This window comes from Amycolatopsis thermalba, assembly GCF_003385215.1.
Lineage (GTDB): Bacteria > Actinomycetota > Actinomycetes > Mycobacteriales > Pseudonocardiaceae > Amycolatopsis_E > Amycolatopsis_E thermalba.
Genome location: NZ_PQHW01000001.1, coordinates 78,950 through 93,182, shown reverse-complemented (window position 1 = coordinate 93,182; position 14,233 = coordinate 78,950). Strand labels below are relative to the sequence as shown.

The window sequence follows — 14,233 nt, the reverse complement described above, 5'->3', positions numbered from 1 at the left end:
CAAGACACCTGGAACCCGCGTGGCCGTCGACGTCGGCGGGACGTTCATCGATTTCGTCATGCTCGACGAGGCCAGTGGCGAGCTGGTGATCGAAAAGCAGCCGTCGACGTCGTCGAAGCTGGTGGAGGAGTTCCTCACCGGCCTCGGCAGGCTGCCGGTCGGCATCGGCGCGATCGAGCGGATCTTCCACGGCACCACGGTCGCGATCAACACCATCCTGCAGGAGCGCGGGGTGGCGGTCGGCCTCATCACCACCGGCGGCTTCCGCGACGTGCTCGCGCTGGCCCGCGGCGGGCGCCCGGAGATCTACAACCTGTGCTACGAACCCGTGCGTTCGCTGGTGCCCCGCGACATGCGGGCGGAGGTCCGGGAACGGATCGCCGGGGACGGTACGATCATCGAGCCGCTCGACGAAGCCGGGGTGCTCGCGGCCGCCGGCCTGCTCGTGGGACGCGGCGCCGAGGCGATCGCGATCTGCTTCCTGCACTCCTACGCCAACCAGGAGCACGAGCGGCGGGCAGCGGAGCTGGTGCGGGAGGCGCACCCCGGCGTCGCGGTGACCGCCTCCAGCGAGCTGATCACCGAGTGGCGCGAGTACGAGCGGACGTCCACGACCGTGCTCAACACCTACGTCCAGCCCGGGTTCGAGCGCTACATCGGCGACCTGGTCCGGAACCTGCGGTCGCACGGCTACGACCGGCCGGTCGCGCTCATGCAGTCCAACGGCGGCGTGATCGCCGAGCACCTCGCCGCGCGCAAGCCGATCCGGACGCTGGAGTCCGGGCCCGCCGGCGGGGTGATCGGCGCGGCGGCGCTGGCCGCGCGGCTGGGCCACCGGGACGTCATCTGCGCGGACGTCGGCGGCACCAGCTACGACGTCGCCCTCATCGAGGACGGGCAGATCCTCGAGCGGTCCGAGACGGCGGTGGCCGGGCGCCCGATCCTCGGCCCGACCATCGACATCGTGTCCATCGGCGCCGGGGGCGGGTCGATCGCCTGGATCGACCACCGCGGCGTGCTGCAGGTGGGACCGCGCAGCGCCGGGGCCCATCCGGGGCCGGCCGCCTTCGGGCTCGGCGGCACCGAACCGACCGTCACCGATGCCCACCTGCTGCTCGGCCGGATCGATCCGGAGCGCTTCCTCGGCTCCCGGATGCGGCTCTCGGTGGATGCCGCGGCCGCGGCGATGAGGTCGAAGATCGCCGGGCCCCTCGGCCTGTCGGTGGAAGAGGCCGCCGCGGGCACGCTGGCCATCGCGGAGACGAGCATGACCTACGCCATCCGCGCGATCACCGTGGAACGCGGTCTCGACCCGCGCGACTTCGTCATGTACTCCTACGGTGGCGGTGGTGGCCTGTTCGCGGCGGCGGTGGCCGGCCACTGCGAGGTCGGCAAGGTCGTCGTCCCCCGGGCGCCGGCGAACTTCTCGGCGTGGGGCATCCTCAGCTCCGACTACCGGGAAGACGCGGTGCTGACGCGGGTGCTGCCGTGGGAGGAGACCCGCCGCGCCGAGGTCGTCAAGATCCTCACCTCGCTCGCCGATCAGGCCGCCGACCAGGTGGCGCAGTACGGGTTCACCGGCGACTCCCTGATCACCACGTTCCAGCTCGACATGCGCTACGCGGGCCAGGACGCCACCATCCCGGTGCCGGTGGAGCGGGAGTGGCTGGACTCCGGCGACGCGCTGCTGCCCCGGGTGCGCGAGAGCTTCGTCGGCGCCCACCGCCGGCTGTACGGCCACGGCGCGGCGGACGCGGATCTGGAACTCGTGCACTGCCGGGCCCGGGTCGTGGGGCCGGTGACCGAACCGGACTGGCCGGTGTGGACCCCACGGGAACCGGCGCAACCACGCGAGATCCGTCCCGTGTACTTCGGGCAGGGCTTCACCGACACCGTGATCTACGAGCGCGACGCCCTCGCCACCGGCCAGCGCGTGCCGGGACCGGCCATCGTCGAGGAATGGACCACGACCACCGTCGTGCCGCCCGGCTGGACGCTCGAAATCGACGACCTCGGAACCATGATCATCACGCGAACGGAGGACCAGCCGTGACCGGGCCGGACCGCATCGACGTCGTCACCGCCGAGATCATCCGCAACGGAATGACCTCCGCGGCGCTGGAAATGGCCAGAACCCTGCGGCTGACCGCGTACAACCCTTTGCTGTTCGAATCGCAGGACTTCGGGCTCGGCATCGTCTCGCCGGAGGGCGAGATGTGGGGCGAGGCGCCCGGTGTCGCGGCCTTCATCGGCTGCCTCGGGGACACCATCCGCACCGGTGTCGCCGGCCTCGGCCTCGACGCGTTCGGCGAGGGTGACGTGTTCATCGTCAACGATCCCTACCTCAGCGGGACGCACATCTCCGACACGACCATCTACCGCCCGGTCTTCCACGCGGGCCGGCTCGTCGCGTTCTCCTCGGCCACCGCGCACTGGGCCGACATCGGCGGCAAGGAGCCGGGCGGCTGGTGCCGCGACTCGACGAGCATCTACCAGGAGGGCATCTGCTTCACCCACCTCAAGCTGGTGTCGGGCGGCGAACGGAACGCCGAGCTGTTCAAGCTGATCGCCGCGAACGTCCGGTTCCCCGGCCTGGTGATGGGTGACCTGGAAGCCAAACTGGCCGCCACCCGCCAGGGCGCGCTGCGCGTGCAGGCCCTGTGCGAGAAGTACGGCGCCGACGTGGTCGCCGCGTCGATGGCGTTCGTCATCGAGCGCACCGACGCCGCCGTCCGCCGGAAGATCGCGGAGATCCCGGACGGTGAGTACGGGGCGGCCATGTGCCTGGACTCCGACGGTGTGGTGGAGAACGACCCGGTCCGGCTCGCGGTGAACCTCCGCGTGGACGGCGATCGCATGACCGCGTCGTTCGAGGGCACCAGCCCGGCCCGGACCGGCCCGGTCAACCTCAACCCGATCGTCGCCGGGAGCGCGGTGCGGATCGCGCTCAAGGCACTGACCATGCCGACCGACCCGACGAACGCGGGCCACTTCCGGGCGCTGGACTTCGACCTCACCCCGGGCACGGCGCTGACCGCGGAGCGCCCGGCGCCGTGCGATTCCTACGGGTACTCGGTGGTCACCGTCGTCGAGCTGTGCGTGCGGGCGCTGGCCGAGGCGGTGCCGGACTGGTGCCCGGCGGGCGGTTCGCAGCTGACCGGCATCGTGCTGTCCCGCTCGGACCCGCGCGACGGCATGCCGTTCATCTTCAGCGACCCGGTCGACTGCGGCACCGGCGGACGGCCCGGCGGGGACGGCGCGGTGCTGAACGTGATGGGCAACGGTGACGTGCCGACGACCCCGGTGGAGATCATCGAGACGCGGTACCCGGTGCGGATCGAGCGGTTCGAGTACGCCCCGTACGTCGCGGGGGCCGGGCGGCACCGCGGTGGCGCGGGGGTTCGCCGCGACTACCGGATCCTGGAGAACGGGCTGAACCTCAACGTGATGGTGGAGAACACCGTGGACGTGATGGGCCGGGGCACGCACGGTGGCCGCCCGGGCAAGCCGGCGCGGGTGGTCGTGCGTCCCGGCACCGACCGGGAGGTCGTCGTGACCAGGCACAACAGCGCGCACCGGTTGTGGCCGGGCGACTCGTTCACCGCGGTCACCTCGGGTGGCGGCGGGCTGGGCGACCCGTTCGACCGGGATCCGGCGGCGGTGCTGCGCGACGTCCGCGAGGAGCTGCTCAGCGCCGAGGACGCGGAATTCCTCTACGGGGTCCGGGTCCGTCAGGAATCCGGCGCGTGGCGCGTCGACGAGAAGAGCACGGAGGCGCTGCGCGCCGGTGGTGCCCGATGACCCGGTTCGCCGACGCGCACAACGACCTGCTCTACGAGGTCGCCCATCGCGCGCACCTGCCGAACCCGTTCGGCCGGTACTGGCTGGGCCAGTTGCGGCGGGGACAGGTCGCGCTGACGGTGTGCCCGGTCAGCGCGGGGCTGGAGGAGCTGCCCGAAGGCGGCCTGCGGGCGGCGCTCACCCAGTGCGGCGCCTTCCACCGGGCGCTGCGGGAGAACCCGGAGGATCTGGTCTGGGCCCGGGGCGCCGGGGACCTCGCCGAGGCCGAACGCAGCGGCCGGGTCGCCCTGGTGCTGAGCATGGAAGGAACCGAGCCCTTCGGGTACACGCCCGCCCTGCTCGAGCCGTTCGTCGCGCTCGGCGTGCGGATGGTCGGGCTGACCTGGAACCGCCGCAACCCGTTCGCCGACGGCCTGGGCGAGCACGACAGCGACGGCGGGCTCAGCGCGCTCGGCCGCACCCTGGTCGACGCGCTCGTGGACCGGCACGTCGCCATCGACCTCGCCCACGCCAGCCCCCGCACGCTCGACCAGGTCCTGGACCGGGCGGCCCACGGGCACGTGCTCGTCAGCCACGCCGCGTGCCGCGCGGTGTACGACAGCCCGCGCAACCTCAGCGACGAGCAGCTCACCGCCGTGGCCGGCGCGGGCGGGCTCATCGGGGTGATGCCGCACCCGGTGACGCTCGGCGTCGAAGGCGGCGCGGCGACGCTCGACAAGGCGGTCGACCACCTCGACCACGCCCGCGAGGTCGTCGGGGTGAAGCACCTGGCGATCGGGTCCGACTTCTCCCGCCAGATCGTCCGGTCCGGGGCGCTGCACATCCCGCCGGACGTGATCATGCCGGACGGGATGACGTTCGACGCGGCGGTGGACGGGTTCGAAGGACCCGCGGACTTCCCCCACCTCGCCGAGCGGATGCGGGCGCGCGGCTGGTCACCCGCCGAGTGCGACGCCGTCCTGCACGACAACCTGCGCGCCTTCCTCGACGGCGTGCTCGACCACCACGAACCCAGCACGGGAGCCGCACATGCGCACCAACGTTGACCCCGGCACCGCGAAGGGCGCCTACACCCCGCTCATCGTCGCCGGTGACCTCCTGTACGTGTCCGGCCAGGGCGGATTCGACGCGGACTTCGCGATCGTCCCCGGTGGCATCGAGAGCGAAACCCTGACCGCGCTAGGAAATCTGGAGCGCATCCTCGCCGAGGCCGGCGCCACGGTGGACGACCTCGTCGCCGTGACCTGCTATCTCGCCGACATCGACGACTGGGCCGCCATGGACGCCGCCTACCGGCGGTTCTTCGGTGACCGCCAGCTGCCCACCCGGACGACGGTCGGCGTCGCCGCGCTGCCGTTCGGCCTCCGCGTGGAGATCACCGCGGTGGCCTACCGCCCGGGAGCCGGCCGGCCCTGATCCCGCAACTCGTGACCGGCGGTGCCGCCGAGCGGCACCGCCGGTCACGGCTGCGCCGGCGCGGCCCCCGGCCTGGCGAGGGTCTCGTGCATGAACCCGGTCAGCCACTGCTGCGCCGGGGTGCGGGCGTGGCTGTGCCGCGCGTACACCGAGACCTGCGCGGGCTCGATGTCGAACGGCAGCTCCAGCAGCCGCACGCGGTGGCCGCTCGCGAAGGCGTCCGCCACCAGCCTCGGCACCATCGCGACCAGCTCGCTGTCCTGCACCAGGTAGGGCAGCGTGGAAAACCGCGTCACCTCCAGTACCACCCGGTCCAGCAGGCCGCGCGCCTCGAGGGCCCGGCGCGGGCCGTGGTGCCCGGTCGGGCCGAACACCGTGATGTGCCGCTCCGCGGTCAGCTCCGCCACGGACATGGCAGCGCCGCGCAGCCGGGGGTGGTCCCGCGCGACCATGCCCACGTAGCCCTCGGAGAACAGCGGGATCCGCGTCACCCGCTGCGAGCTGATCAGCGGTGAGGCCACGAACGCGTCGATCTCGCCGCGGCCGAGCTGGTCCACCGCGCTGTCCACGTCCAGCGGCCGCACCGTCAGCGTCACCCCGGGCGCCCGCGCCGCCAGCGCCGCCATCAGCCGGGGGAGCAGTGTCACCTCACCCAGGTCCGACAGGGCCAGCGTGAACCGCGCGCACGCGGTCGCCGGGTCGAAGGAGTGCGCGCCGCTCAGCGTGGACTCGATCTCGGCCAGCGCGTGGTGCAGCGGCGGGTACAGGGCCTGCGCGGTCGTGGTCGGCACCAGCCCGCCGCCGGTGCGGCGGAACAGCTCGTCGGAGAACCGCCGGCGCAGCTTCTGCAGGCTGTAGCTCACGGTCGGCTGCGTGACGTGCATCGACTCCGCGGTCGCCGTGACGCTACGCGTCTCGTAGAGCAGCACGAACGCGCGCACGAGGTTGAGGTCGAAGTCCCGCATCATCGATCCTGTCTATGAGGGCGGTCGGCAACATTGATTGGAGCACGACCGGATGATCTGCCACCCTCGGGACACCCCGTTGCCGAGGAGGACACCGAGCATGCCGACCGTCCGGAAGATCGCCCACGAGTTCCTCGAACGCCGTGGCCTCACCACGATCTTCGGCAACCCCGGCTCGAACGAGCTGCCGTTCCTGGCCGATCTGCCCGCGAGCTTCACCTACGTGCTGGGCTTGCACGAGGGCGTGGTGGTCGGCATGGCCGACGGCTACGCCCAGGCCACCGGCCGCCCGGCGCTGGTCAACCTGCACGCCGCCGCCGGGTCGGGCAACGCGATGGGCGCGCTGACCAACGCCGTCTACTCCCGTTCGCCGCTGGTGCTGACCGCGGGTCAGCAGGTCCGCTCGGCGATCGGCCTGGAGGCGATGCTCGCCAACGTCGACGCCACCTCCCTGATGCGGCCACTGGCCGGCTGGTCCGGCGAACCCAGCTGCCCCGGCGACGTGCCGCGGTCGCTCGCGCAGGCGGTGTTCGAGGCCGAACTGCGGCGCCGCCCGACCTACCTGTCCGTGCCCTACGACGACTGGTCCGCCGAGATCGACGACAGCCCGGTTCTCGACCGCACGGTCCGCCGCGGCCTGTCCCCGGACGCGGCGCAGCTGGACGACCTCGCGCGACGGCTCGACGCCGCGCGGAACCCCGTGCTGGTGCTCGGCGGCGACATCGACGCCCTCGGCCTCTTCGACCGCGCGGTGGCCTTCGCCGAGCACTTCGCCCTGCCGGTGTGGGTGGCGCCGTCGCCGCACCGGTTGCCGTTCCCCAACCGGCACCCGCTGTTCCGCGGCGTCCTGCCGGCCGGGATCGGCTCGGTGTCGTCGCGGCTCGACGGGCACGACCTGATCCTGGTGCTGGGCGCGCCGGTGTTCCGGTACCACCAGCACGTGCCCGGCCCGTTCCTGCCCGACGGCGCGGCGCTGGTCCAGGTCACCGACGACCCGGGCGAGGCGGCCCGCGCGCCGATGGGGGAGTCGCTGGTCGCCGCCGCCGGGCCGGTCCTGGACGGCCTGCTCGTCCGGCTGCCCGCGCGCGAGGCGGGGGAGACCGCGTTCGCGCCCACCCCGGAGCCGGCCACCGGCGAGCGGGCCCTGCACCCGGAACAGGTGTTCGCCGCGCTGCGCGAGACCCAGCCCGCCGACACCGCCTACGTCGTGGAGTCCACGTCGACCAATTCCGCCTGGTGGCGGCAGATGGACCTGCGCCGCCCCGGCTCGTACTTCTGGCCCGCCGCGGGCGGTCTCGGATTCGGGATGCCCGCCGCGGTCGGGGTCGCGATGGGCCTGCCCGGCCGCCCGGTGGTCGGCGTGATCGGCGACGGCTCCGCGAACTACGGCATCACCGCGCTGTGGACCGCGGCCCACTACCGGGTGCCGGTGACGTTCGTGATCCTGCGCAACGGCACCTACGGCGCGCTGCGCTGGTTCGCGGACCTGCTGGGCACCACGGACGTGCCGGGCACCGAGATCCCGGGCCTGGATTTCACCGCGATCGCCGCCGGCTACGGTGTGCCGGCCACCACGGTGTCCGATGTGGACGATCTGCGGGCCCAGCTGAAGACCGCTCCGGCCGGGCCGCGCCTGATCCAGGTCGACACCGAACCGACCACTCCCTGATTCCCCCCACCCCACAAGGAGAACGGCAATGACGACGTCTCCCGCCCGCTCGGTCTGGACGGCGGTGCTGTGCTGGCTGACCGTCCTGCTCGAGGGCTACGACCTGGTCGCGCTCGGCGCCACCATCCCGACGCTGCTCAAGACCGGGCACCTCGGGTTCACCGCCGCCGGCGCGACCGCCGTGGCGACCGTGTCGCTGATCGGCGTCGCGGTGGGCGCCGCCGCGCTCGGCCCGCTGACCGACCGGTTCGGCCGCCGCATCATGCTCATCGGCTCGGTGCTGCTGTTCTCGGTGTTCACGCTGGTGCTGCCGCTGGCCCCGAACGTCGCCACCTTCGGCGTGTTCCGGTTCGTCGCCGGGCTCGGGCTGGGCGCGTGCATGCCGGTCGCGCTGACCGTGATGTCGGAGAACCTGCCCGCGCGGCGCCGGGCCAGCGCGTCCACGTTCACCATGACCGGCTACCACGTCGGCGCGGTGCTCACCTCGGTGCTCGCGCTGGCCGCGGTGGAGAACTGGCACGTGCTGTTCTACGGCGGCGGCATCGCCGGGCTGCTCGTGGTGCCGATCATGGTGTGGAAGCTGCCCGAGTCGGCCGCCTACCTGGAGGCCAAGCAGGACGCCGCGAAGTTCGGCTTCCGCGACCTGATCGGCCCGAAGTTCCGCCGCATCAGCATCGCCGTCTGGACCGGTTCGTTCATGGGCCTGCTGCTGGTGTACGGGCTGAACACGTGGCTGCCGCAGCTGATGCGCACCGCCGGCTACCCGCTGTCCACGTCGATCACGCTGCTGCTGGTGCTCAACATCGGCGCGGTGATCGGGCTCGTCCTCGCCGGCACCATCGCCGACCGGTTCGGGATCCGCCCGATCGCGCGGATCTGGTTCGGCGCCGGCGCGGTGCTGCTGGCGCTGCTGAGCCTGAAGATCGGCAACGCCTTCGTGCTCAACGGGCTGGTGCTGCTGACCGGTGTGTTCGTGTTCTCGGCGCAGGTGCTGATCTACGGCTACGTCGCGCACGCCTTCCCGGCCCAGGCGCGGGGCACGGCGCTGGGCATGACTTCGGCGATCGGCCGGCTCGGCTCGATCCTGGGCCCGTTCGTCACCGGCGCGCTGGTGACCGCCGGGGTGGCCTACCCGTGGGGCTTCTACTTCTTCGCGGTCGTCGCCGGGCTCGGCCTGGGCGCGATCCTTCTGCTGGGCTCGGGCAAGCGCGAGGCGCCGTCGGCGGCTCCGGCGTCACCGGCGCAGGAAGGGCTCCAGCACTGACAGCAGCTCGGCCGGCCGGTCCAGCGGGATGATGTGCCCGCAGTCTTCGATGAGGTGGCTGGTCAGGTCGTCGGTGACCGGCCGGAGCTGGCGGGCGAGCGCGTCGCCGACCGGGTGCGCGCCGATGGCCAGGGTGGGCACGGTCAGGCGCCGGGCGCGCACGGCCGCCTCGATCTGCCGGGCGCTGCGCGGCAGCTCGCGGTAGTAGGAGAACGCGCGGCGCAGGGCTTCGGTCCCGGTGTAGGCGGCGACGACGGCGTCCCGGACCGCGGCCGGGACGCCGCGCCCGCGCGTGCCGGCGGCGAGGAACCAGCCGAGGTAGGCGGCTTCGTGACCGGTGAGGACCTCCTCGGCCAGGCCGGGCACCGCGTGGAAGCCGAACCACCACGGCGGCCCGGCGGCGAGGAAGTCCCCGCTGCCGGGCAGGGTGCCCAGCAGCGATTCCATGACGGCCAGGCGGCGGACCCGGCCGGGATGCCGCAGGGCGAGCAGTGCGGCGGGTGTTGTGCCCGCGTCGATGCCGACCACCGCGGCGGTGTCCTCGCCGAGCGCGTCCAGGACGCCCAGCGCGTCGGCGGCGAGCGTGCCGGCGTCGTAGCCGCCGGCGGCGTCGCTGCCGGTCCAGCGCATGTCCGGCGCGATGACGCGGTGGTGCCTGGCGAGCGCGGGCACGATCCCGTGCCACACGTGCCGGGTGTGCGGGAAGCCGTGCAGCAGCAGGACGGCCGGGCCCTCTCCGGCGGTGGTGACGGTGGTCTCGATGCCGTTGGTCCGGACGCGGTGCAGGTCCACGGGCTCCTCCTGGGGTTACCATTGGTGACCACGTCAACGTAGGTAACCGGCGGTGAGCCGGGAAGACCGCACTTTCGGCACAGGTGGTGAGTTCGAGGTGACCACGTCTCCCCGGGGTGATCTGTTCGATCCGGACTGCCCGACCCGCGCGCTGCTGGACCGGATCGGCACGAAGTGGACGTCGATGGCGGTGAAGGTCCTCGCCGAGGCGGCCCCGGGCGAGGTGCGGTTCGCCGAACTCCGGCGGCGGATGCCCGGCGTTTCGCAGAAGATGCTGTCCACGACGCTGCGCAGCCTGGTGCGGGACGGCCTCGCCGAACGGCGGGTCGAGCCGACCGTGCCGCCGAGCGTGCACTACCGGCTCACCGCGCTGGGGCTGTCGCTGGAGGAGGCGCTCGCGGTGGTGCGGAACTGGGCGGAGACGCACATGGCCGAAATCGACCGCGCCGCGACGGACTGCTCTTGAACGCCGTTCTTGAGCCGTTCGTGTCCGGACTGTGGCGAACCTGCCATTCCGCAGGTGGACACGCCAACCGGCACCCGGAAACGGGCCCGTGAGGTTGCTCATTTCCGACCCATCGGCAACGGTAGGTCGACCAATGATTTAGGTTTGACCCGTTCGGGTTACCGCACCGGAAGGGAGGCCGCGCCCCTCGCGAAGGCGCGTGCGTATGTCTGCTGACTCTGAAGCCGAGGCCCGCGCAAGGGTTCCCGAGGAGACCGGTATCGCCGGGCACCTCCCGGACGAGCACGTGCCTCCGGTCGGCGCGGCGGGTGAGCCGCCGCGGACCGATCGCACGGTGTTCGGGGTGGCCGCCGCGCTGGCGCTGGCGATCATCGCCTGGGGGGTCGCCTCGCCGGGCAGCCTGGCCGACGTCGCCGGCACCGTGCTCAACGACGCGGTGATCCCGTACGGCGGGTGGGCGTTCGTGCTGGCCGCGAGCGGGTTCGTGGTCTTCGTCGTCGCGCTGGCGGTGAGCCGCTACGGGCGCATCCGGCTGGGCCGCGACGACGAGAAGCCCGAGTTCCGCACCGCCTCGTGGATCGCGATGATGTTCAGCGCCGGCATGGGCATCGGCCTGATGTTCTTCGGCGTGTACGAGCCGGTGTCGCACCTGGCCAGCCCGCCGCCGGGGCCCGCGGCCCCCAGTTCGGACGAGGCCGTGCACACCGCGATGGCCACCACCCTGTTCCACTGGACCGTCCACCCGTGGGCGATCTACGCGGTCGTCGGGCTCGCCATCGCCTACAGCACGTTCCGGCGCGGCCGCAGCCAGCTGATCAGCTCGGTGTTCGCGCCGCTGCTGGGCAGGCGCCGCACCGAGGGGCCGCTGGGCAAGGCGATCGACGTGATGGCGATCTTCGCGACCCTGTTCGGCTCGGCCGCCTCGCTCGGCCTGGGCGCGCTGCAGGTCGGCGGCGGCATGGCGTCGGTCGGCTGGATCGACAACCCGGGCACCGGCCTGCTGGTCGGGATCATCGCGATCCTCACCGTGGCGTTCATCGCCTCGGCGGTGTCCGGCATCGCCAAGGGTATCCAGTGGCTGTCCAACATCAACATGGTGCTGGCCGCGCTGCTCGCGGTGCTCGTGCTCGTGGTCGGCCCGACCGTGCTGATCCTCAACCTGGTGCCCAGCGCGATCGGCGACTACTTCCGCGAGCTGGCCGAGATGTCCGGCCGCTCCGGCGTGACCGGCGGCGCGGAGATGCAGACCTGGCTGTCCGGCTGGACGGTCTTCTACTGGGCGTGGTGGATCTCCTGGACCCCGTTCGTCGGCATGTTCATCGCCCGCATCTCGCGCGGCCGCACGATCCGGCAGTTCGTCATCGGCGTCATCGCGGTGCCGAGCGTGGTGAGCCTCGTGTGGTTCGCGATCTTCGGCGGCGCGGCGATCGAGAAACAACGGTCCGGTGTGGACATCGCGGGCGCGGGCAGTTCCGAGTCCGCCACGTTCACGCTGCTGGAGCACCTGCCGTGGTTCGTGCCGATGGCGATCCTGGTGATGATCCTGGTGTCGATCTTCTTCGTGTCCGGCGCCGACGCCGCGTCCGTGGTGATGGGCACGCTGTCGCAGAAGGGCTCGGTCAACCCGCACCGCAACGCGGTGATCTTCTGGGGTGTGCTGACCGGTGCGGTCGCGGCGGTGATGCTGCTCGTCGGCGGCGAGGACGCGCTGACCGGCCTGCAGAACCTCACCATCCTCGTGGCGGTGCCGTTCGTCGTCGTGATGATCGGGTTGTGCGTGACGCTGTACCGGGATCTGCGCACCGATCCGCTGGTGATCCGGGAGCGCGAGATGCTGCGCTCGCTGGCCGAGATCCACGACGAGCGCACCGGCGACGAGCGCAGGCGCCGCCGCCTGCGCTCCCGCCGCACGTGATCCGGCGCCCGGGCGGGCGGCGTTCAGGTCAGCGCAGGCCCAGCACCGCGAGCGTCCGGGCGGCCATCGCGGCCTCGCCCCTGGCGTTCGGGTGCACCACGACCGGATTGGTGCCCTGCAGGACCGGTTCGATCCAGCGCACGCCCGGCGCCTGGCACGCGTCGTGGCCTTCGGAGGCCGCCGACAGGTCGACGTAGGTCGCGCCGGTTTCGCCGGCCGCGCGTTCGACGGCGTCGTTCAGCGTGGCCTGGAGGCTGCGCAGGTAGGGCACGTCGCCGGCGGCGACGGGCATCCGGTCGAAGCAGCCGCCGGTGGCGGGCAGGATCCACGGGTAGCCGAGGATCGCCACCTCGGCGTCCGGGGCCTTGTCCCGCACCGCCCGCAGCGCGGTCACCAGCGCCGGGTAGGTCTTGGTCCGGACGGTGTCCTCGAAGCTGGAGCCGTGGATGTCGCGGCACGGGCTGCCCTGGCCGAGCGTGAGGATGCCGGCCGAGCCGCACGCGAGGATCGCGGAGATGAACACGCCGCTGTCGTTGCCGCCGATGGTCATGGTGATCAGGTCGGTGTCCGCGCCGACGGCGTCGAGCTGCGGCGGCACGCCCGGGTACTGGGCGGTGGTGAAGTGCTTGGTCTCCGCGGCGCCGCAGGTGACGTCGGTGAGGTGCGCGCCGATCTCGACGGCGAGGACGTGCGGGTAGTTCCGGCTGGAGCGCAGGCACAGCGGCGAGGCGGCCGGATCGGGCGGGAGCACCCCGGAGGCGGCGCTGTAGGAGTCGCCCAGCGCCACGTAGTCCAGGGATTCGGCGTGGGCGGCGGGTGCGGCGAGGGTGGCGGCCGCGGTGGCCGCGGCGAGGAGGACGGCGAGGCGGCGAGGCATGGCTTCTCCCGGGCGTCGTTGACGGGTGCCGAAACTACTGACGAGTAGGTAGCTGATCGTCGGGCATCCGCGAAACGCTTGTCAAGGAGCCCGGTCGCATCCCGCGACCGGACCCTCACCGGTGTGACAAGTCCGCCCTCACGCGCCGTCGTGGATCTTGGCGCCGGCGCGGTCCCGGTCCAGGAGGTGGCGCAGGGCGGCGAGGACCTCCCGCGGTGCCTTCTCCGTCACGAAGTGCCCGGCGCCCGCGATCAGGGTGAGTTCGGCGCGCGGGATCCCGGCGGCGAGTTCCTCGGCGATCGTGGTGCGCAGGTAGTCGTCGCCGGTGCCCCACACGATCGCCGTGGGGCAGGGGATGCGGCCGAGGCCCTCGGCGAGATCGCGGCGGGCGGGGACGCGGTAGTCGCTGAAGTAGTGCAGCAGCCAGCGGGCCCCGTCGGTGCCCCGCATCCAGCCGAGGTAGTCGTCGAGGGTGCCGCGGTCGATCACGCCCTCCCGCAGCGGGGTGCGCAGGCCCGCGCGGTTGATCGCGGCCACGGGCAGGATCTTGGCGAACGCGCCCGCGAGCGGGCTGCGGCCGAGCAGTCCCACCAGGGAGAACACGGCGTACCAGGCGGGCACGAAGGTGCGGTGGGCGCGGCTGTTGAGGATCGCCAGCCGCCGCACGCGGGCGGGGTGGCGCTGGGCGAAGCCGAGGGCGAGAAAGCCGCCGTAGTCGTGGCCGAACAGGTTGCACTCGCCGATGCCGAGGGCGTCCAGGACGCGGCCGAGGCGGGCGACCTCGGTGTCGTAGTCGAACCGCAGATCGGTCCGGCGCTCCGAGGCGCCCCAGCCGAGCCAGTCGAGGGCCAGCACGCGATGGCGCTCGGCGAGTGCGGGGATCTGGTGGCGCCAGGAGCGGTGGTTGGCCGGATAGCCGTGCAGCAGCACGACGGGTTCCGCGGCGGGGTCCCCGAGGTCCAGGTAGGCGAGCCGGGCGCCGTCGACCTGAACCGACCGCATGTCAGCGGGCTGGGACATGGGTTTCCTCCTGGGCCGGGTACCGGCGCGGACCGAGCTTCCAGGAGA

12 protein-coding genes are annotated in these 14,233 nt (G+C 72.5%); 8 read left to right on the top strand and 4 right to left on the bottom strand.

Annotation, left to right across the window (positions count from 1 at the left end; genetic code table 11):
* Positions 1-19 precede the first annotated feature (19 nt).
* Genes D0D15_RS00450 through D0D15_RS00435 form a run of 4 tightly spaced genes read left to right on the top strand, consistent with a single transcriptional unit; the run spans position 20 to position 5,217 of the window.
* Positions 20-2,053, top strand: a complete 2,034-nt coding sequence (locus D0D15_RS00450) for a hydantoinase/oxoprolinase family protein (protein ID WP_094002756.1) — start codon at positions 20-22, stop codon at positions 2,051-2,053.
* On the top strand, positions 2,050-3,801 hold the full coding sequence (locus D0D15_RS00445; RefSeq protein ID WP_158224375.1) for a hydantoinase B/oxoprolinase family protein: 1,752 nt from the start codon (positions 2,050-2,052) through the stop codon (positions 3,799-3,801). The genes D0D15_RS00450 and D0D15_RS00445 overlap by 4 nt, the downstream gene beginning before the upstream one ends.
* Positions 3,798-4,847 carry a dipeptidase gene (locus tag D0D15_RS00440; protein WP_094002758.1) on the top strand — a complete coding sequence of 350 codons (1,050 nt, stop codon included), beginning with the start codon at positions 3,798-3,800 and terminating at the stop codon, positions 4,845-4,847. Before D0D15_RS00445 ends, D0D15_RS00440 begins: the two co-directional genes overlap by 4 nt.
* Complete coding sequence (locus tag D0D15_RS00435; protein ID WP_094002759.1) at positions 4,831-5,217, top strand: RidA family protein; 387 nt, start codon at positions 4,831-4,833, stop codon at positions 5,215-5,217. The genes D0D15_RS00440 and D0D15_RS00435 overlap by 17 nt, the downstream gene beginning before the upstream one ends.
* Positions 5,218-5,261: 44 nt before the next feature.
* Here the strand turns inward: D0D15_RS00435 and D0D15_RS00430 are convergent, their stop codons facing one another.
* Positions 5,262-6,185 (bottom strand): LysR family transcriptional regulator, encoded by a 924-nt coding sequence (locus D0D15_RS00430; protein ID WP_233156987.1) that lies wholly within the window; start codon positions 6,183-6,185, stop codon positions 5,262-5,264.
* Between the two features lie 97 nt (positions 6,186-6,282).
* Between D0D15_RS00430 and mdlC the strand changes: the two genes are divergently transcribed.
* Complete coding sequence (gene mdlC / locus D0D15_RS00425) at positions 6,283-7,851, top strand: benzoylformate decarboxylase (RefSeq protein ID WP_094002761.1); 1,569 nt, start codon at positions 6,283-6,285, stop codon at positions 7,849-7,851.
* 28 nt (positions 7,852-7,879) lie between these two features.
* Complete coding sequence (locus D0D15_RS00420) at positions 7,880-9,115, top strand: MFS transporter (protein WP_094002762.1); 1,236 nt, start codon at positions 7,880-7,882, stop codon at positions 9,113-9,115.
* On the opposite strand, the gene D0D15_RS00415 is transcribed toward D0D15_RS00420, so the two are convergent.
* The gene (locus tag D0D15_RS00415; RefSeq protein WP_094002763.1) at positions 9,086-9,907 is read right to left on the bottom strand and encodes an alpha/beta fold hydrolase; all 822 of its coding nucleotides are present in this window, start codon (positions 9,905-9,907) and stop codon (positions 9,086-9,088) included. The genes D0D15_RS00420 and D0D15_RS00415 overlap by 30 nt on opposite strands.
* Before the next feature lie 97 nt (positions 9,908-10,004).
* Here D0D15_RS00415 and D0D15_RS00410 point away from each other — a divergent pair, with 97 nt between their 5' ends.
* Both D0D15_RS00410 and D0D15_RS00405 read left to right on the top strand, forming a co-directional pair.
* A complete protein-coding gene (locus tag D0D15_RS00410) occupies positions 10,005-10,373 on the top strand; it encodes a winged helix-turn-helix transcriptional regulator (RefSeq protein ID WP_094002857.1) in 369 nt (122 codons plus the stop codon).
* Between the two features lie 205 nt (positions 10,374-10,578).
* Positions 10,579-12,288 carry a BCCT family transporter gene (locus D0D15_RS00405; RefSeq protein ID WP_244214917.1) on the top strand — a complete coding sequence of 570 codons (1,710 nt, stop codon included), beginning with the start codon at positions 10,579-10,581 and terminating at the stop codon, positions 12,286-12,288.
* A 28-nt stretch (positions 12,289-12,316) separates the two neighbouring features.
* Here the strand turns inward: D0D15_RS00405 and D0D15_RS00400 are convergent, their stop codons facing one another.
* Both D0D15_RS00400 and D0D15_RS00395 read right to left on the bottom strand, forming a co-directional pair.
* Entirely contained in the window at positions 12,317-13,165 is an 849-nt protein-coding gene (locus D0D15_RS00400; protein WP_094002765.1) for an SGNH/GDSL hydrolase family protein, read from the bottom strand.
* A gap of 138 nt (positions 13,166-13,303) precedes the next feature.
* Positions 13,304-14,185, bottom strand: coding sequence for an alpha/beta fold hydrolase (locus tag D0D15_RS00395; protein ID WP_162830476.1), 882 nt, complete (start codon positions 14,183-14,185; stop codon positions 13,304-13,306).
* Between the last annotated feature and the right edge of the window lie 48 nt (positions 14,186-14,233).

Excerpts from the sequence above, each read along its gene's own strand:
- D0D15_RS00440 (WP_094002758.1), top strand. The coding sequence starts at position 3,798 with ATGACCCGGTTCGCCGACGCGCACAACGACCTGCTCTACGAGGTCGCC.
- D0D15_RS00435 (WP_094002759.1), top strand. The coding sequence starts at position 4,831 with ATGCGCACCAACGTTGACCCCGGCACCGCGAAGGGCGCCTACACCCCG.
- D0D15_RS00430 (WP_233156987.1), bottom strand. The coding sequence starts at position 6,185 with ATGATGCGGGACTTCGACCTCAACCTCGTGCGCGCGTTCGTGCTGCTC.
- mdlC (WP_094002761.1), top strand. The coding sequence starts at position 6,283 with ATGCCGACCGTCCGGAAGATCGCCCACGAGTTCCTCGAACGCCGTGGC.
- D0D15_RS00420 (WP_094002762.1), top strand. The coding sequence starts at position 7,880 with ATGACGACGTCTCCCGCCCGCTCGGTCTGGACGGCGGTGCTGTGCTGG.
- D0D15_RS00405 (WP_244214917.1), top strand. The coding sequence starts at position 10,579 with ATGTCTGCTGACTCTGAAGCCGAGGCCCGCGCAAGGGTTCCCGAGGAG.
- D0D15_RS00400 (WP_094002765.1), bottom strand. The coding sequence starts at position 13,165 with ATGCCTCGCCGCCTCGCCGTCCTCCTCGCCGCGGCCACCGCGGCCGCC.
- D0D15_RS00395 (WP_162830476.1), bottom strand. The coding sequence starts at position 14,185 with ATGTCCCAGCCCGCTGACATGCGGTCGGTTCAGGTCGACGGCGCCCGG.